The sequence below is a fragment of the Mycobacterium sp. genome (assembly GCF_049647605.1).
In the GTDB taxonomy this organism is placed as follows: Bacteria; Actinomycetota; Actinomycetes; order Mycobacteriales; family Mycobacteriaceae; genus Mycobacterium.
This window is the reverse complement of record NZ_JBARXZ010000116.1, coordinates 26695-44277: the sequence shown is the minus strand read 5'-3', so window position 1 is coordinate 44277 and position 17583 is coordinate 26695. Positions and strand designations below refer to the sequence as shown.

Here is a 17583-nt window from a genome sequence, read left to right as displayed (position 1 = left end):
GGCGAGGTCAGGACCCCCTGTGGCGGACCGTAATTGGGGCCGTACGGGTTGTCCCCGTACGGCCCGACCGTCAGGTCGGCGCACGGCAGCGGATTGCCTGGCGTCGGGATACCGTCGGCGGGCGGGGTGTACGAGCAGGGCGAGCCGGGCGGGACGGCGGGTCCGGGGAAATCCGGGGTGCCCTCGAGCACCCGCGGCGCGGGCGGCGGAGCCCCGTTGGGCTGGCGCTGACCGTTGGGGTCCGGGAACTGGAACGCCGGCAACCCGGCGTTACGCCAGAACTGTTCGGGGTCGATGCCCCTCTTCTTGAACGCCGCATCGATGAAGGGCTGTACCACTTGGCCGGGTAGCAGGTTGATGATGATCACCTTGAAGTACGGACCGGAACCGATGGCCTCGGCCAGGGACGCAGTGAACTTGCTCAACGTCGCCAGCGAGTCCTGCAGGTCGAACTTGTGCTGCTCGAGAATGCCGCTGACGGTCTGCAACTGTTCGAGCACCTTGTTCAGGTTCGGGTTGTCGTTGATCAGCCCTTGGAACTGCCGCGACACCAGCGACACGTGCTCCAGCAGATAGTCGATCGCCTGACCGCGTTCGTTGATCGCCGCCAGCAGGGACCGTGAGTTCAACAACAACTGGTTGATCTGCTCGCTGCGGTCCCCGAGCACACCGGCCACCTTGTTGGCGTTGGCGAGCAGTTGCTTGAATTGGTCATCACGTTTGCCGATGGTGTCGGAGAACCGTGCCACGCCGTCGAGGGCGGCGCTCAGATGCGGTGAGGTTTCCTCGACGGTCTCACTGAGCACGTTCAGCGACTCCTTGACGGTCTGGATATCCCAGCCCGCGGCCGCTTTGGTGACATCGAAGAACGCGTCGTAGATCTGATAAGGCGTGGTGCTCTGACCGATCGGCAGCACACCTGATGCCCGCAAGGTCTGGCTGCCGTGGGGATCGATCTCGAGGACCTTCTTTCCCAGGATCGTGTCGGTGCGGATGGCCATCCGGGACTCGGTGCCGATTTGGTTGCCGCCCAACGAGAAGCCCATCTTGACGTGGTCACCCTCGATGTCCAGGCTCTGCACCGTACCGACGTCCATCCCGGCGATCCGCACCTTGTCGCCGGTACTGAGTCCGCCGGAATCGGTGAACAGTCCGTAGTACGTGGGTTGGGCAAACAGCATCGGCACACTGGAGAGGCTCTGTCCCACGCCGACCACCAGCACCAGGATCAGGATCCCGATGACGCCGTTGTGGACCCGGTTGGATCCTTCGAGTGTCCTCATTGGGGCGTGCACCTGCCCGTCGGCTGGGTGAACACCTTCACCGTGCGGACCGGCCCTCCAGGCTGTAGTCCGTTGAGCTTCAGATTCAGGTCGCAGAGATAGAAGTTGAAGAAATCGCCGTACACGCCACCGGCACGGCCGATGATCTTCAGCGCGTTGGGCAGCTTGGTCAGGGTGTCCTCGACCTGGGCCCGCTCGTCGATCAACGGCTGCTGGATCGTCTCCAGGTGGCCGACGGTCTCCTTGAGCACCGGCCGGTTGTCGGCCAACAGATCTCCCAGAGTGCCTGCCGCGTTGCTGATACCGGCCACCGAATCCGCCAGTGGGTCGGCACGGTTCTTCAGCCCGGTGATGAGCACTTCGAAGTTGTGGACCGTTTCGTCGAATTCCTTCTGGTGCTTCACTGTTGTGGCCAGAACGGTGTTGAGGTTGGTGATCACCTCACCGATCGCCCGGTCGCGATCGGCAAGCGCATTCGTCAGCTGTGCGGTCTGGTCCAGGATGTCGTTGATGGTGCCACCTTGTCCCTGGAACACGGTGATGATGGACTGGGCGATGTTGTTGACCTTCTCGGGATCCAATGCCCGGAACAGTGGTTTGAATCCGCCGATGAGCGCGTCGAGGTCCAGAGCAGGTGTGGTGCGTGAGAGCGGGATGGCGCCGCCCGGGGGCAGGACCAGATCGGCTCCGCCCCCCTGTCCACGCTGCAATTCGAGATATCGGTTGCCGATCAGATCCTGGTAGCGGATCTGGGCACTGGTCGACTGGTACAGCGGCAGGGAGCGGTCGACGTCGAAGTCGACTCGGACCCGGTCGCCCCCGTCGAGCAGTCTGATCTTCGAGACCTTGCCCACTTCCACACCGGAGGCACGGACGAACTGGCCGGCACGTAATCCGCTGGCATTGTTGAACTCTGCGGAGTAGCTGTAGGTCCGGTCGAACCGGATCTGGCCGAACACGATGATGATGACGGCAGTGAACATCAACAGCACCAGGGAAAAGGCGCCCAGTTTCACGGCGGTACCGGTGATTTTCATGGGTTGATCGTGTTCTCCCCCACCTGGCGACCCCAGACGTACTCGGTGAGAATCGGCTGGCCCAGTTCGAAGTGGTTGTACGGCGCGATCGACGCCCCGGTGTCCATCACGAGATACGGTGCCGGCCAGAGTTCCCGGGTGATCTCCTGCCAGCATCCGGGAGCGCCACCGGGACCACCTTTGGCGTTGACCCTCGGCAGGTTGTCCGGGTAGACGTACGGGTTTTCCGCACCCAGGAATGTGGTGTTGGTGTTCAGCGAGTAGCCGTTACCTCCCAGCGCCGCGGCAGCTTTCGGGACGCTGGTGGCGTAGTTGCGGACCGTGCAGAACAGCGCCGGACTGTTCCGGTCCAAGGTCGTCGCGGTCGGCACCAGATCCTTCACACCACGCACCAGATACGGTCCGCCACGTTCGAAGACGTCCCCGGCGGTGTTGCCGAATCCCACTGCGGCCAGTAGCGCGGCATCCAGATCGGCCCGCTGTTCGTTCAAGGTGCGCGCGGTGATCACCGCGTTGTCCAGGGAGGTGAACAGATCCGGCGCCGCGCCGGTGTAGACATCGGCCAGATCGGCCAACCCCTGTACGTCGGTCCGGATCTGCGGCATCCGCGGGTTGATGTTGTCGAGGACGGTGTTGCCCTTGACGATCGATGCACCGAACTTCGAGCCGAGACCGGTCAGCGCCTCTGCTGTCGCCGACAGGGTGAGGTTGAGCTTCACCGGATCGACCTGCTCGGAGATCGAGGTGATGGTCTCGAACAGGGTGTTGAATTCCGTTGTCACACCGGATACGTCGATGACATCGGCGGAGGTGATGCGGGCGCTCGCCGGGTTCTCCGGGGAATGCAACGACACGTACTTGTTGCCGAAGACCGTCGTCGCCTGGATGTTCGCGTTGACGTTCGCCGGGATCAGGTCGATGTATCGCGGGTTGACGTCGAGGGTGAGCTGCGCCTTGGTGGTATCGCCCTGGTCGACCGGCCCGACGTCGGCGACGCGGCCGATCTCCACCCCGTTGAAGGTGACCTTGGAGCCCGGGTCCATCACCAGTCCCGCCCGGTCCGAGATCATGGTGAGTTTTGTCGTGGGTGTGAACCCACCGCGGAACTGGATGTACACCAGCGTGACCACCACGGCGGTGATCACCAGCAGCACCAGCCCCGCCAGCTTGTAAGGCGGAGTGCGGCGGGTGTTCTCCTGCGACCTGACTTGCCCGGGTGCGGTCATGGCTACACCGTCAGGTTGAAGTTCGGGTCGACGCCGTAGAGCGCCAACGATGCCAGCAGGACGACAACAACGATCAGCACCAGCGAGGCCCGCATCGAGCGGCCCACGGCCTCACCCACACCGACCGGACCACCGCTGGCGTTGTAGCCGTAGTAGCAGTGGTTGAGCATCACGATGACCGAGATGATGATCGCCTGGACAAAGGACCACATCACGTCGTCGGGACGCAGAAACGTCCGGAAGTAGTGCTCGTAGGTGCCCAGCGACTGTCCGTAGAAGAACGTCGTGGTGATCTGGGCGGACAGGAAGCTCATGATGATGGCCATCGCATACAGCGGGATGATCACCACAAACCCCGCGAGGATCCGGGTGGACACCAGGTATGAGATCGATTTGATGCCCATCACTTCCAGTGCGTCGATCTCCTCGCTGATCCGCATGGCGCCCAGTTCGGCGGTGGCACCCGCCCCGACCGTTGCGGCCAGCGCCTGGCCGGCCACCACGGGCGCGGCGATGCGCACGTTGACCAGTGCGGCGAAGAAGCCGGTGAAGGCCTCGACTCCGATGTTGCCCAGGGACGCGAAACCCTGGATTGCGATCAGGGATCCGCCGGAGAGGGTGACAAATCCGACGATGGCCACGGTGCCGCCGATGACCGCCATCGCACCGGTGCCCATCCCGATCTCGGCCACCAGGCGCAGCACCTCGCGGCGGTAGTGGCGCAGGGCGTGTCCGATCGAGCCGACGGCGGTGACAACAAACCAGGCGACGTGCCCCACCGAGTCGAGGAACCGCCCCGGGGCGCCGACAACTCGGTCCGCGTTGCCGTAGGCGCGGGGAAAGCGACCCCGGAGAACCTGATTCGCCGTCATGTGACTGGTCCCGTCATGTCAGCGCCCCGTCCCGAACCGCACACCGATGGTGGTCAGCACCACGTTCACCGCAAAGAGCGCCACCACGCAGAGCACCAGGGTTTCGTTGACCGCGGTACCGACACCCTTGGCGCCGCCGGCGACCGTCAAACCGCGATAGCAGCCGACCAGGCCGGCGATCAAGCCGAATGTCAGCGCCTTGACCACCGAGATCAGCACTTCGGGCAGACCGGTGACCAATGTCAGCGTGGAGACGTAGGCGCCGGCGGAGACGTTCTGGATGTAGACCCCGAAGATGAAACCGCCGACCAGGCCGATGGTGATGACGGCGCCGTTGAGCAGGAACGCCACAAAGGTCGAGGCCGCGACGCGCGGCACCACCAGCCGGTGGATGGGGTCGATACCGAGTACCTCGAGCGCATCGATCTCTTCGCGGATGGTTCGCGCACCCAGGTCGGCACAGATGGCGGTGGAGCCGGCGCCGGCGACCACCAGCACCGTCACCAATGGCCCCAACTGGGTCACTGCGCCCAGCGCCGCACCGGCCCCGGAGACGTCGGCGGCGCCGAATTCGGCCAGCAGGATATTGAGAGTGAAGATGATCAGCACGGTCAACGGGATGGAGACGGCGACGGTCGGCAGGAACGCGACCCGCATCAGAAACCAGCTCTGATCGATGAACTCGCGCCACTGAAACGGCCGCAGCAGGGCCCTTCCCGCGAGCACACACATCCGGAAGAAGCCGCCCACGAGCTCCAGCGGCGTGCGCAACTGTTCGCGCACGTAGCCGGTGAGACCGCCGGCGGACGGCGTCACCGAAGCACCCTGGGTGCGATCACGACGCCGTCTCGATGCACCTCATATCGGTGCAACTCGCACCGATATGGGTGGTCCCGACATGGGTCGCCCCGCTGAACCGAGCTATCGTCCACGCTCCCTCCTCGGCCCGACCCAAGTAAGTGGTACCCGCCTCCCTACTCGCGAGTAGTAAGACGGACCACAGGAATGTACCCGATCGCGCGGCGAGCGGGTACCGCATCGGCTCGATTAACCGCCCCTCGAGGGCCACTCGAAATTTTCACCCCCGTAAACAATCGGATAAGAACGCGAGAATTGGCTTGAGACAGAGCATTTCACCTAGGCCAGCAGGCTACTCGACACGGGAGAATCGCGCCCGCAATTCCGTCTTCAACACTTTGCCGGCGGGATTGCGCGGAAGGGCGTCCACGATCTCGAGCCCACGCGGGTGCTTGTACCGGGCCAACCGGTCAACGAGGAATTCTTCGAGATCCTCGAGCGTCAATTCCGTAGAGACCGACACGATGGCAACCGGAACTTCACCCCACTTGTGGTGGTCGCGCCCGATCACCGCCACCTCGACGATCCCCGGGTGGCTCGCCAGGATGTTCTCGACTTCGGCGCAGTAGATGTTCTCGCCGCCGGAGATGATCATGTCCTTCTTACGGTCGACCACCCAGATGTACCCCTCAGAGTCTTGGCGGACCAGATCTCCGGAGTGGAACCAGCCGCCGGCGAACGCCTCCGCGGTGGCTTCCGGGTTGTTCCAATAGCCCGCCATCAGGGTCGGTGCGCGATAGACGATTTCACCGACCTCGCCGACGGCCACGTCTTCCATGTTCTCGTCGACGACGCGCGCAGACACCGTCGGGATCACCCGGCCCACCGACCCCAGTTTGCGGGTTGCGTCGTCTCCCAACAACATGCACGTCACCGGAGACATCTCGGTTTGTCCGAAGGCTGCCAGGATCAAGGTGTTGGGGAAAGTCTCGGACATCTCCCGCAGCAGCGTGTCCGAAGCCGGGGCCGCTCCCCAGGACATCACGCGCAGCCTCAAACTCCGCGGCGCGGCGCGTTGCACCGCGCACACCGCCTGCCACTGCGCGGGCACCAGGAAAACCCCGGTGACCCGCTCGGTTTCGAGCACGTCCAACAGCTGGGCAGGGTCAAAGGTCCCGAGCGGATGGATGACCGTCGGAATGCCGAGGGTGAGTCCGACAAGCAGGTTCCCGATCCCGGCGATGTGGAACAGCGGGACGCCGACAAAACCGACGTCGGCGTTGATATCGGCCCCGTTCGTGTAGAGCATCGTCATGGTCTGGCCGGTGAGGTTGGTGTGGGTCAGCACCGCACCTTTGGGACGCCCGGTGGTCCCCGAGGTGTACATGATCACGGCTGGACTGTCATTGGGCACGTCGACCGGCACATGCGGCTGTCCGCCTTGGGCGAGCAGGTCCTCGTATCCCAGCACACCGTCGTCGGTGGGGGCGCCGGCGACGATCACCGTCTCCAGCGCCGGGACCAGGCCACGGACACCTACTGCCACCGGTGCCAGCACCGATTCGGTGATCACGACCTGAGCGCCGCAATCGGATACCAGGAGGGCGATCTCCGGCGGCGTGAGTCGGAAATTCACCGGGACGGCGATGGCTCCCAGCAGGTTGGCGGCCAGGACGGACTCGATGAATTCCGTGCGGTTGAGCATGAGGATCATCACCCGGTCGCCCGGCATGACTCCACGGCCGGCCAGCGCATCAGCCAATGCGGTGACGCGGGCGTCGAGCTGCGCCCAGGTGGTGGTGTGCCCCAGGAAGCGCAGCGCGGCAGCAGCGGGTTGCATCAGTGCATGCCGTGCGAGCTGGGTGTTCCAGTTCTGGCGGCGGGCCAGGTAGGGCTGGGCCACTCTCGTCGGATCGGCGGAAGTGCGCTCGTCTGTCGGTCCGTTCAACTGTGCGGTCAACGATCACTGCCCCTTCGCGGTCCGCCGCGCCGTCACCATCCCCGACTTGCGCGGATTTCACATTTGATCAAACACTGTGTGGTCTCGGTCACAGTAGGTGCTGGGCGCCGAGCAGACAACCCGTGACACCCAGCTCGAGGAGCGCGTGAAGGCAGCAGTGGAAGCGAAACCGGGCGATCAGCCGCGGCGGGCGTCGAAGCCGCGGAGGTCGAAGCCACCGGGAGTGGAGCGCACCCAGCTCTCCGACGATGTGGCGAGCCGATTGCGGGCCGAGATCATGTCGGGGTCCCTGAAACCAGGTTCCTTCATCCGCTTGGATGACACGGCCGCCCAACTCGGAGTGAGCATCACCCCGGTCCGGGAAGCACTGCTGACGCTACGTGGAGATGGCCTGGTCCGGCTGGAACCGAACCGCGGATACGTAGTACTGCCGATGACCCGCCAAGGCATCGCCGACATCTTCTGGCTGCAGTCGACGATGGCCCGGGAGTTGGCGGCCAGCGCCACCGCCCGGATCACCGACACCGAGATCGACGAGTTGGGCCGGATCAACGAAACCCTGGCCACAACAGTCGAATCCGCCGACAGCGACGCCGTGGTCGCAGCCGAGTTCGCCTTCCACCGCGCGTTCAACAGGGTCGCCGGCCGCATCAAGCTCGCCTGGTTCCTGCTCCATGTCGCCCGGTGGATGCCGCCGCTGCTCTATGCCGCCGACCCCCGATGGGGCGCCGATGCGGTGGACAACCACCACAGGCTGATCGCCGCCTTACGGGCCCGCGACGTGGAGGGGGCCGTCGAACACACCACCTGGCAGTTCACCGACGGCGCGCTGCGCCTGACCGGGGCCTTGGAGAGCAGCGGGATCTGGGACTGATCTGGTCCCCCGCGGTGCGCTATCCGACAATCGAGATGCGCACGGTGCGTTCCCGGGCCTGCACCTGGTCGAGATCGGCGAAGTAGATGCGTCCGAATCTGCCCAGCTGCAACTCATGGTCCTGCAGCGGCACCGTCACCGAGCGTCCGAGCAGCACCGACCGCAGGTGGGCGTCGGTGTTGAGGCTCTCCCAGGCCTTCTCGCCGCGCTCTTCCCCAGCGATCCGGACGTGCTCGGGTCCGGGGTGCAGATACTGACCGTTGGTGGTGCAGGTGGGGTAGACCTTCGCCAGACCGTTGATCATGTCTTGCAGGATGTACTGCTCGCCCCAGAAGTCCACATCGTCGGACTGCTCTTGGATCAGCACGCTGCAGGTCGTGTGCTGCGAGTACACCATCACCACGCCGTCGCCGAGGCCGGAGTCACGAGCCGCGGCTTGCGCCTGCTCGGTGACATCCTCGAAGGTGGGCCGGCGGTCGGATTTGATGGTGAACGAATGGTGGAAAGTCGTCATGAGAACTCCTCGAAGAAGGGTGGCTTACTCACCGATGATGCGCACGGAGACTTGACGATTCCGTGATCGAGTCTGGTCGAAATCGACAAAGTAAACGTGGGCGAACTGACCGAGATCCAGCTGTCCGTCGATGACCGGCAAGGTCTCGCTGCGCCCCAGGAACGCCGAGCGCAGATGCGCATCGGTGTTGAGCGTCTCGTGCTTTTCCTCGCCGTGCTGCCGGGAGAACTCCGTGAGTTCGGGGCCGGGGTGCTTGTACTGGCCCTCCACGCGCGAGGTCGGGATGATCTTCTCGAAAACGTCCCAGAGATCCTGCTGCAGGAACTCCAGCCCGTTGTAGGTGGTGTCGAATGAGGCTTCCTGGATCATCACCGAACAGGTGGTGTGGTGGGTCGAGATCACGCAGATCCCTTCTTTCACCCCAGATTCGGCGACAGTCTCCTTCACGCCGTCGGTGAGTTGATGAAAGGACGGACGCCTTCCGTGGGAGGTGGTGTTCAGGGTCCGGCTGTGGATGACCATTGCTGTCCTAACTGTGTGATGGTGAGGTACGAACGGAACGGGCGTGAACGAAGGCATCGAGCAGGTGGTGCAACCGTTCGACCGGATCCTCGGCACAGGCGATGCCGGAGGCCACCCCCACTCCGTCGGCGCCCCCGGCGATGTAGTCGTGAACGTGTTCGGCGGTGGTGATTCCGGCGGCCTGTTCGACGAGGGTGTCGGCCGAGATCTCCTTGACCGCAATGGTGCTCTCGCGCATGAACTCGACGCCGCCGGTCTGTCCGGAGCCGATCAGCGCGGACGGTTCCGGGTTCAGGATGTCGGGCCGGTAGAGCGCGATGGCCCGTGCGTCGTCGACGGTGTCCGCGCAGGCGAACGTGAGGAGATCGAGTTCGTCGGCGCGTTCGATGGTTTGGCGGATCTGGACCAACGACATCGGGCGTTCCGAGTGGTTGACGACAACCCCCTTGGCCCCAGCTGCTTTCAGGCTCTCCGGCAGCACATCCGCGAGGCCCCGGCCCGGCCGAATGGTGTCCATGTACGGCGCCAGGATCACCAATCGTTGTGTGCCCTCGGCGATCCGGCGAATATCCGCATAGGGAGCGATGAACAGGATGTCGATGTCGTACTGCACGGCGGCCCGGTCTGCTGCAACCGCGAGTTCGAACACCGCGTCACCGAAGAGATAATTCTTCACCCCGATCTCGAAAAAGGGAGCTTTGATCAACGGTTTCATCGAACGATCCGGGACGGTCGAAGCAACCGGAAAACCCCGGTGGCGCCTTCGCCACTACTCGGGCACATAAACGTTTCCTATCCCTTGTTCCTTCTCGAGAATGGACATTGGCAGCCATCTCGGGCACCACACAGCCGCGGAATCGCCGTGCAGCGTCTCACCAACCCCCGTGAACCGACCCGGTCGGCCTCAGGGGGCCTCTGCGGAATTGACGTTGCGGGTTGTTGCCGACGCAGTGACAACTTCGACGCCGCGGGCCGCCAGCTCGGCGGTGAACTCCGGATCCGCATCCGAATCCGTGATGAGGGTGTCGAGCTGCTCGGTGGCGCACACCCGCGCCAGCGCCCGCTTGCCCAGTTTGGACGAGTCAAGTACCGCAGTGACTTTGGACGCACGTCGCGCAATCTCGGCCGCTATTGCCGCCTCTGATTCATTGTGGCACGTCAATCCGGTCGACAAGTCCAGCGCGTTACCGCCCAGGATCGCCTCGTCGATCGAAATCTCGTCGAGGATCAAGGTGGCCAGCCGGCCGATGAGTTCGTAGGACTGAGAACGCACCATCCCCCCGACCACCACCAGCTGCAGCGTGGCCCGCACCGTCAGCTCGTTGGCGATGTTGATGGCATTGGTGACGATGGTCAATGCCGGTCTCATAGACCCGCCGTGCAGATCTGCGCGCATCGCGAGATGGCGGGCCACTTCGGTGGTCGTCGTGCCACCGGTGATGGCCACCACGGTGCCCAGTGCGACCCGCGCGCTGGCCGCCTCGGCAATCTGCATCTTTTGTGGCACATTGCGTTCCGCGTTGTAACGCAACGGCAGATCATAGGCGGTGGAGTTCGACACCGCCCCGCCCCGGGTGCGGGTGACCAGCTGCTGCTGGGCCAGCCGGTCCAGGTCTCGGCGAACGGTTGCCGCCGAGACCCCGAGCCGACCGGCGGCATCGTCGACATCCACATAGCCGGCTTCGGTGACGATCTCGAGGATCCGATTCCATCTCTGCCGTGCGGTCACCGTGATTCCCCCATCCCCCGGTCAGCGGAATGCTGCGGCGCAGCCACCGTCGAACTCAAGTCGAACAGTCTCGCGGCATTGTCGTGGAAGACGTCCTCGATGTCTGCTCGCGACAACCCCGCCAACTCCGCAGCTTGCCGGAATGCGTCCAGCTCTTCATAGATCAAGAGGGTGATCTCGTCGATGTCATCGGTCTCCCGCATCGTCGAATCACCGGGCGCGATGCGGTATTGACCACGTGGCACCACGTTGACGTAACGGTTGTCCTCGACGATGCGGTGGGCTCGCATGGTGAAGATCGGCAGATCGCTGCCGAAGAGTATTCGCCGCGGCCCCACCGCGTCGATCAGCCGGCGCATCACCGCCGAATTGGTGTTGGCGGTGAGGTCGACCACCAGGTTCCGGGTACGTGAGAGCACGTCCATGCCGTCGCCGATGTCGTGCACGGTGTACGCCCGGCCGATGTGAGCGATGATGATGCGGGCGTTCGGATAGGTGCTGTCGATCTCTTGTAACTGGGCCAGGTTGAGCGGATCGGCCAGCCGGCCGGGCCGGGGGATGTGCAGCATGGCCGCCCAGCCGTTGCGATCGAGAACCTCCAGGTGAGCGTGTGGCAGGAAGTCGTAGATCCGAATCTCGTCCTGCGGAATGTATTCCGGGGCAAAGTTGAGATACGGCTTGCAACCGCGGTGCTTTCCGTCGCGGATCGTCGATTCGAACTCGTCCGCCGTCATTGTCGGTTTGGTCAACGCCAGGGATGGGAAGCCGTGCCCGGTTGCTGATCGCGTCACATACTCGTTGTTGCTGCCGTGATCGATGTTCGTCTCGATCCCGGGGAAGATCACCGGCGTGACTGTCTTGCCCTCCAACAGGATCTGATAGCTCGACATCAACTGTTCGAGCGGATGGACGCGGGCCACCGATGCCGCCCAGGCCGCCGACCGGCTGGGTGCCGCACCTTCGGCAGGCAGCAGATGCTCTTCGGTCCAGACATGGGTATGGCAATCCACGATGCGGTTCGGCAGGAAGTCGGCGATCCGGTCACGGTAGAACCGACGGTCGTAGTCGGTGAGAGTGAAAGGGGTCATCGGTTGGCTCCCGGACTGCTGTCGGTATAGAGCGCGAGCACGTCGTGTGCTTGCGCCACATACCGGGCGAACAGGTCTTGGTAGGCGTGAACGTTGTGGGACGGCTGGGTCGTCTGCCCGGCGGGGATGGCGGCAGCGCAGGCCGACGCGATATCGGGCCAGACGCCGGCACCCACGCCGGCCAGGATCACCGCACCCACACAGGCGCTGTGGGGCACCTGCGACACCTCGACCGGCCGTCCCAGCACATCGGCGATGATCCCGGTCCACAGTGGGCTGTTGGCGGCACCGCCGAGCACGGTCAGCCTGGAGATCTCGGGCCCGAACGCCTGGTACCCGTCGAGAACACGACGCAGCTCGAAACACACCCCCTCCATGACGGCACGATAGAACTCGGCCTTGCCGTGTCGGAGTTCGAGCCCGACGGCAGTGCCCTTGGCGCGATCGTCCCAGGTCGGTGTGTTGGTGCCGTCGAAATGCGGAAAAAACCGCAACCCTTCGGCACCGGGGGCCACCGTCGAGGCGAGCCGTTGCACCGTCGCGTAATCGTCGGTGGCGGTGTCGGTGCTCATCAGTGCGCGGGCCCAATCCAGGCAGACCCCGCCGTTGCGGAGCGAACCGAACTCGCCCCAGACGCCGTCCACCACGTGTGGCCCGAATCCGAAGTTCTGGTTCGGGTCGGGGATCGGTGACGCAGTGATGCCCAGGACCACCCACGCGGTACCCGTCGACACCAGAACGTCGCCGGGCTCGGTCATCCCGGCCCCCAGTGCGGCGCAGTACTGGTCATGTCCCCCGGCTATCACCGCGACGTCGGTATCCAGCCCCAGAGGTGCGGCGGCGTCCGGGGTCAAGGTCCCCAGCAGGGAGCCGGGTGAGCGTAGCTCCGGCAGCTTGGACTCCGGGACGCCGATGAAGTCCAGGATGTCGCCGTCCCAGTCGCCGGCCGCGGCATTGGTCAGCTGCGTGATGCCGGCACTGTTGAGGTCCGAGACGCGATGCCCGGTCAACCGCAGGTTGAGGAAGTCCGCCGTCCCGAGAAACGCTGCGGCACTGGTGAACAGATCATGATCGTGCTGGCGCAGATCCAGCAACTGCACACAGTTGTACGCCCCGAAGAGTCGCCACCCGGTGCGCTCGAAGAACGGAGTGTGTCCGAAGCGGTCGGCCAGGCGGTCCACCTGGTCACCGGCACGGCGATCCAGCCAGGATCGTGCCGGGGCCAGCGGAGCGCCCCGGTCGTCGACGGCCACCAGCGTGCCGCCCTGCGCCGACACACTCATGGCCCGCACTCGGCCGCTGTCGACGGCCGACAGGCAGCTGCGCACCGTCTGCACCACCGACTGCCACCACGCCTCGGCATCCTGCTCGACGATCAACGGCCGAGGTCGTGCGACGCCGTAGCCGCTGTAAGCCTCCGCCACCACCGAGCCGTCGGACCGCAGCAGCATGGTCTTCGTCCCGGTGGTGCCGACGTCGATACCGAGGAGCAGGTCGGCCGTTGCCGATTCGGACACGTGCAACCTCACCCATTCACCGAGGCAGAGGGATTTCCGTTGACGATGAGATCCATCAGCTGCGGGACCGTGACCTTCTGGTGCGCGATGTCGGCGACCTTGCGGCCGTGGCGCAGGACGACCACCCGGTCGGCGAGTTCGGCGACGTGCGGCAGATCGTGGCTGATGATGCCCACCGCCAATCCCCGGGCCCGAATCCGCTTGATCAGTTCCAGGACCGCTTGAGATTCCCGCAATCCGAGCGCCGCAGTGGGCTCGTCGAGCAACATGATGTCCTTGGCCCAGTAGGCCGAACGCGCAATGGCCACACACTGGCGTTGACCGCCGGACATCGAACCGATCGGGATACCGCTGACGCCAGGAAGATTGATGTTCAGCGTGGCAACCTCATTACGCGCACTCTGAACCATCCGGCGCGTGTCGAGCACGCCCCACCGGTAGATCTCGCGCCCGAGGAACACGTTGGAGGTGACATCGAGGTTGGGAGCCAGGGCCAACTCCTGGTACACCACCTCGACGCCTTGCAGCCGGGCGTCGAGCGGGCTGTTGAACTTCACGTCGACGCCGTTGAGCAGCAACCGCCCCTCGTCGGGGCGGGTGGCCCCGGTCAGCATCTTGATCAGGGTCGACTTCCCCGCACCGTTGTCACCGATGATCGCGGTGATCTCACCGCGCCGGAACTCGATACCGATGTCGTCACAGGCGACGATCGCGCCGAATCGCTTTGTGAGACCGCGCGCTTCGTACGCGATTTCCGTGCTTTCGGTAGTCATCGCAGCTCCCTCTGTGTCCTGACCTGATCGAACACGACGGCGAACAACAGCACGGCGCCCAGGAAGAGATACTGTGCCGAGACGCCGAGGTTGAGCAGTTGGATCCCGTTGTTGATGACACCGATGAGCACGACGCCGATCACCGTTCCGATGATCGTGCCTCGTCCGCCGTTGAGGGCGGTACCGCCGAGAATCACCGCTGCGAGGATCGACAGCTCCAGACCGGTCGCCGCATACGCGTCACCCACGGTGGTATGGCCGGCCAGGCACACGCCGGCCAAGGCGGCGACCGTACCGCTGAGCACGTAGAGCTGGAACCGACGCTTGGCCACCGGGACACCGGCCAGCCTTGCCATCCGGCCGTCCGGTGTGCCGCCGATCGCATACCAGTGCCGGCCGAAGACCGTCTTGCGCAGCAAGAAGCCCACGACGATGAACACCAGGACCATGATCACCAGCGATATCGGGATACCGATCAGTCGGCCCTGCCCGATCATGCGGATCACCTGATCGTTGATCGGCATCGCAATGCCCGCAGTGATGAGGAATCCGATTCCGCGAGAAAGGAACTGCGTCGCGACGGTGACGACAAACGGGTTGACCCCCACATAGGAGATCACGTATCCGTTCAGCGACCCGACCGCTGCGCCGGTGGCCAGGGCGGCCAGGACGGCCACCCACCACGGCTGCCCGGCGGTGGTGGTGACGGCGACCACCGTGCTCGACAGTGCCATCACCGCGGCGATCGACAGATCGAGGCCTCCGCTGATCAGCACGGCAGTGGTGATCGCGGCAACAATGCCCGTGAATGACACGGCCGCACCGATGTTCAGCAGGTTTCCGGTCCGCAAGAAGTACGGGCTCAGAAATGACATGAGCACCGACAGTGCAACCAGACCGGCGATCAATCCGATGTACTGCACGGACAGGCCTTGACGCAGGCCGGCGAGATTCAGTCGGCGGCCACCCGATTCGGGCTTGGCATCAGGAGTTGTTGTCTTCATCATCATCTCTCGATAAGCGGGCCGCCGGCGCTGTCATCAGCCTGCGGCCCGCGAAGGTCTCAGGATTCCGGCAGCATCTTGATCGGCGCGTAGATCTCGGCCGGAACCGGTTCACCTGCAGCGATATCGGCTGCCAGAGGGACCCAGTAGTCGCCCCACTGTGCGGCACCGAGGTCGACGGTCCCGACCAGCGCGGTGTCACCGGCTGCGATCTCGTTGAGAACGGCGCTGCCGCCGTTGACTCCGGTGACCGCCGCGTTGGTGTGCCGGCCGGCTTGTTTGAGTGCGTTGGCATCGGCGAGCGCCCACGCGTCGGCGATGGTGCACACCAGGATGTTCTGCGTATCCGGGTTTGCGGTCAGCACGTCGGTGAAGGCCTGTTGCAGCGTCATGGCGTTGGTCGATGTGGTGTCGTGTTCGATCTTCGCGACGCCCGGGAACGCGGCTTCGACGGTGGCCTGACACTCGGAGGCACGTTTGGCCACCTCGGGTCCGGCGGGCGAGAAGAACGTGGTGAACAGGGTGATGGAATCGGCTGTCCAGTTACGCGATTGCGCGGTTTCCACCAAACGGTCGCCCTCGAGCTTGCCCATGTCGGCGTTGCTGGGACCGAACAGGACGGTGCCTTCGGCGGCCGTCACCACCTGCACCACGGGAATACAGGCATCGGAGTACACCGAGTTCACGGTCTCGAGCAGCGTGTCGACCTGGTTGTTGCTCACGACAACCGCGGGTTCCCGCAAGGCGATCGATCGGGCTGCTTCCATCGGCGCGGTGGTGTCGGGGAACTTGTAGTCGCCGAAGGCGAGTTCGACACCGGCAGCCTCGGTGGCGTCGGTCATCGACTTGTTCATCGTCACGTTCACCTCGAGGGTGGTGTCCTGCGCACCAAATCCGACGGTGAAATCGCTTGTCGCCTTGCGGAGGTCAGCATTCCACTCTTCTGGATGGTCGGTGGCCTCCACGAACGAGCAGCTGTCGAAGTCCCACTTCACCCAGTCGGCGCTGTTGCCGTTGGACGGAGCGGTCGAGATCACGTCGGAGCCGAAGGCCTCTTGGGGGCCGGCGGAGGATCCCACCGGACCCGACGAACAGGCGGCGAGTGACACCGCTGTTGTCATTCCGATCATGGTGGCGGTCAAGCGTTTTCTGGTAATCATGGGCGGATTCCGTTCTCAGGAGGGATGGGTCAGTCGAAGAGGAGTGAGACCTTGACAGAGGGGTTGTCGGCGGCACCGACCATGGCGATGGCCTCGTCGAACTTGTCGAGCGGGAACTGGTGCGAGCAGATCTTGTCGAGTGGCAGGGCCGCATTTTCGATGAGGCGGATCGCCGGCGGCCAGCAGTGTGGCCCGAGGTGGGCTCCCCGGATGTCGAGTTCCTTGTCGTCGCCGATGATCGACCAGTCGACCGTCACCGGTGATCCGAAGACCGAGAACTCCACAAAGGTGCCCAGCTTGCGCAGCATGTCCAGACCCTGGATGACTGCCGAGGGATGTCCGGTGGCCTCCATGTACACGTCGGCTCCGTAACCCTCGGTCAGATCGCGGACGGCGGTGACAACATCGATCTCGCGCGGGTTGAACGTGGTGTCCGCTCCACAGAGGCGGGCAAGTTCGAGTTTGTCATCCGAAAGGTCCAGGGCAACAACACGCATCGGTGACTTCGCCTTGGCGCCGACGATCATGCCCAGGCCGATCGGGCCGCACCCGGCCACCACGACGGTGTCCTCGAAGTGGATGTCCGCGCGCTCGACACCGTGCAAGGAACACGACAGCGGCTCGGCGAACGCGGCATGCTCGGGTTTGATCGAGCTGGAGACCTTGTGCACCCGGGCTTCGGCCGGCACTCGCATGTATTCGGCCATCGCGCCATCGAATACCCGCAGGCCGAAGATCGTCGTGTCCTCTGCCATCCAGTACTGCCCGCGCTTGATGAAACGGTCGTTTCCGCGGGGGACGATCTGTTCGGCGGTGATCCGCTGACCGAGCTCGACTCCGTGATGCTCGAGCCCGCCAGGTCCGGAATCGGCGACCACGCCCACGAATTCGTGACCGGGCGTGATCCCGAGCTGCACCAGCGGTGCCCGGTTGCCATCACCCCAGTACTTGGGAGCGCCGGTGAAACACTTGTAGTCGCTGGCGCAGATCCCGACCGCCTCGACCTTCATCAAGATCTCGTTGTCACCCAGGGTCGGGATCGGCTTCGATTCGAGCCGGTAGTCCTCGGGGCCATGAATTACTACCGCCTGCATCTCGCCTGTGGTCACGACTCTCCTGTCTACGCAGATAAGCACGTTGATCACCCGCTGGCTCATCGGCCGAACGTGATGTGAGATGTACGATAGTGCTCAATAGATGCAAGTTTCAAGCAGTTATGAACATTT

At 64.2% G+C, this 17583-nt stretch carries 17 protein-coding genes; 1 reads left to right on the top strand and 16 read right to left on the bottom strand.

The features are described 5' to 3' along the window. The 6 genes from WBB07_RS15020 to fadD5 all read right to left on the bottom strand — a co-directional run. On the bottom strand, positions 1 to 1283 hold a 1283-nt coding region (locus WBB07_RS15020), incomplete at its 3' end, for an MCE family protein (protein ID WP_526308993.1). Continuing rightward, a complete protein-coding gene (locus WBB07_RS15015) occupies positions 1280 to 2320 on the bottom strand; it encodes a virulence factor Mce family protein (protein ID WP_526308991.1) in 1041 nt (346 codons plus the stop codon). The genes WBB07_RS15015 and WBB07_RS15020, both read right to left, overlap by 4 nt. Beyond that, a complete protein-coding gene (locus WBB07_RS15010; RefSeq protein ID WP_526308989.1) occupies positions 2317 to 3546 on the bottom strand; it encodes an MCE family protein in 1230 nt (409 codons plus the stop codon). The genes WBB07_RS15015 and WBB07_RS15010 overlap by 4 nt, the downstream gene beginning before the upstream one ends. 2 nt (positions 3547 to 3548) lie before the next feature. Further along, on the bottom strand, positions 3549 to 4418 hold the full coding sequence (locus tag WBB07_RS15005; protein WP_526308987.1) for an MlaE family ABC transporter permease: 870 nt from the start codon (positions 4416 to 4418) through the stop codon (positions 3549 to 3551). Between the two features lie 18 nt (positions 4419 to 4436). Next, the gene (locus WBB07_RS15000; RefSeq protein WP_526309005.1) at positions 4437 to 5150 is read right to left on the bottom strand and encodes an MlaE family ABC transporter permease; all 714 of its coding nucleotides are present in this window, start codon (positions 5148 to 5150) and stop codon (positions 4437 to 4439) included. Between the two features lie 418 nt (positions 5151 to 5568). Further along, positions 5569 to 7164, bottom strand: coding sequence for a fatty-acid--CoA ligase FadD5 (gene fadD5, locus WBB07_RS14995; protein WP_526309003.1), 1596 nt, complete (start codon positions 7162 to 7164; stop codon positions 5569 to 5571). A 169-nt stretch (positions 7165 to 7333) separates the two neighbouring features. Between fadD5 and WBB07_RS14990 the strand changes: the two genes are divergently transcribed. After that, complete coding sequence (locus WBB07_RS14990) at positions 7334 to 8050, top strand: GntR family transcriptional regulator (protein ID WP_526309001.1); 717 nt, start codon at positions 7334 to 7336, stop codon at positions 8048 to 8050. Between the two features lie 19 nt (positions 8051 to 8069). On the opposite strand, the gene WBB07_RS14985 is transcribed toward WBB07_RS14990, so the two are convergent. From WBB07_RS14985 to WBB07_RS14940, 10 genes are all read right to left on the bottom strand, one after another. Next, a complete protein-coding gene (locus WBB07_RS14985) occupies positions 8070 to 8564 on the bottom strand; it encodes a secondary thiamine-phosphate synthase enzyme YjbQ (protein WP_526308985.1) in 495 nt (164 codons plus the stop codon). Positions 8565 to 8588: 24 nt separating this feature from the next. Beyond that, positions 8589 to 9086, bottom strand: a complete 498-nt coding sequence (locus tag WBB07_RS14980) for a secondary thiamine-phosphate synthase enzyme YjbQ (RefSeq protein ID WP_526308983.1) — start codon at positions 9084 to 9086, stop codon at positions 8589 to 8591. 7 nt (positions 9087 to 9093) lie between these two features. Next, positions 9094 to 9801, bottom strand: a complete 708-nt coding sequence (locus tag WBB07_RS14975; RefSeq protein WP_526308981.1) for a triose-phosphate isomerase — start codon at positions 9799 to 9801, stop codon at positions 9094 to 9096. A gap of 189 nt (positions 9802 to 9990) precedes the next feature. After that, positions 9991 to 10815 carry a DeoR/GlpR family DNA-binding transcription regulator gene (locus WBB07_RS14970; protein WP_526308979.1) on the bottom strand — a complete coding sequence of 275 codons (825 nt, stop codon included), beginning with the start codon at positions 10813 to 10815 and terminating at the stop codon, positions 9991 to 9993. Continuing rightward, positions 10812 to 11903, bottom strand: a complete 1092-nt coding sequence (locus WBB07_RS14965) for an amidohydrolase family protein (protein WP_526308977.1) — start codon at positions 11901 to 11903, stop codon at positions 10812 to 10814. Before WBB07_RS14965 ends, WBB07_RS14970 begins: the two co-directional genes overlap by 4 nt. Further along, a complete protein-coding gene (locus tag WBB07_RS14960; protein WP_526308975.1) occupies positions 11900 to 13420 on the bottom strand; it encodes a xylulokinase in 1521 nt (506 codons plus the stop codon). The genes WBB07_RS14965 and WBB07_RS14960 overlap by 4 nt, the downstream gene beginning before the upstream one ends. 8 nt (positions 13421 to 13428) lie before the next feature. Continuing rightward, complete coding sequence (locus WBB07_RS14955) at positions 13429 to 14193, bottom strand: ATP-binding cassette domain-containing protein (RefSeq protein ID WP_526308973.1); 765 nt, start codon at positions 14191 to 14193, stop codon at positions 13429 to 13431. Next, positions 14190 to 15197, bottom strand: coding sequence for an ABC transporter permease (locus WBB07_RS14950; protein WP_526308971.1), 1008 nt, complete (start codon positions 15195 to 15197; stop codon positions 14190 to 14192). Before WBB07_RS14950 ends, WBB07_RS14955 begins: the two co-directional genes overlap by 4 nt. 59 nt (positions 15198 to 15256) lie before the next feature. Next, complete coding sequence (locus WBB07_RS14945; RefSeq protein WP_526308969.1) at positions 15257 to 16339, bottom strand: substrate-binding domain-containing protein; 1083 nt, start codon at positions 16337 to 16339, stop codon at positions 15257 to 15259. Between the two features lie 47 nt (positions 16340 to 16386). Further along, positions 16387 to 17451, bottom strand: coding sequence for a zinc-binding dehydrogenase (locus tag WBB07_RS14940; protein ID WP_526308999.1), 1065 nt, complete (start codon positions 17449 to 17451; stop codon positions 16387 to 16389). Positions 17452 to 17583: the final 132 nt, after the last annotated feature.

Bases quoted from the DNA above. Each gene is read 5' to 3' on its own strand.
- WBB07_RS14985 (WP_526308985.1), bottom strand. From the start codon at position 8,564: ATGACGACTTTCCACCATTCGTTCACCATCAAATCCGACCGCCGGCCC.
- WBB07_RS15010 (WP_526308989.1), bottom strand. From the start codon at position 3,546: ATGACCGCACCCGGGCAAGTCAGGTCGCAGGAGAACACCCGCCGCACT.
- WBB07_RS15015 (WP_526308991.1), bottom strand. From the start codon at position 2,320: ATGAAAATCACCGGTACCGCCGTGAAACTGGGCGCCTTTTCCCTGGTG.
- WBB07_RS14950 (WP_526308971.1), bottom strand. From the start codon at position 15,197: ATGAAGACAACAACTCCTGATGCCAAGCCCGAATCGGGTGGCCGCCGA.
- WBB07_RS14940 (WP_526308999.1), bottom strand. From the start codon at position 17,451: ATGCAGGCGGTAGTAATTCATGGCCCCGAGGACTACCGGCTCGAATCG.
- WBB07_RS14955 (WP_526308973.1), bottom strand. From the start codon at position 14,193: ATGACTACCGAAAGCACGGAAATCGCGTACGAAGCGCGCGGTCTCACA.
- WBB07_RS15005 (WP_526308987.1), bottom strand. From the start codon at position 4,418: ATGACGGCGAATCAGGTTCTCCGGGGTCGCTTTCCCCGCGCCTACGGC.
- WBB07_RS14965 (WP_526308977.1), bottom strand. From the start codon at position 11,903: ATGACCCCTTTCACTCTCACCGACTACGACCGTCGGTTCTACCGTGAC.
- WBB07_RS14980 (WP_526308983.1), bottom strand. From the start codon at position 9,086: ATGGTCATCCACAGCCGGACCCTGAACACCACCTCCCACGGAAGGCGT.
- WBB07_RS15000 (WP_526309005.1), bottom strand. From the start codon at position 5,150: ATGTGTGTGCTCGCGGGAAGGGCCCTGCTGCGGCCGTTTCAGTGGCGC.
- WBB07_RS14975 (WP_526308981.1), bottom strand. From the start codon at position 9,801: ATGAAACCGTTGATCAAAGCTCCCTTTTTCGAGATCGGGGTGAAGAAT.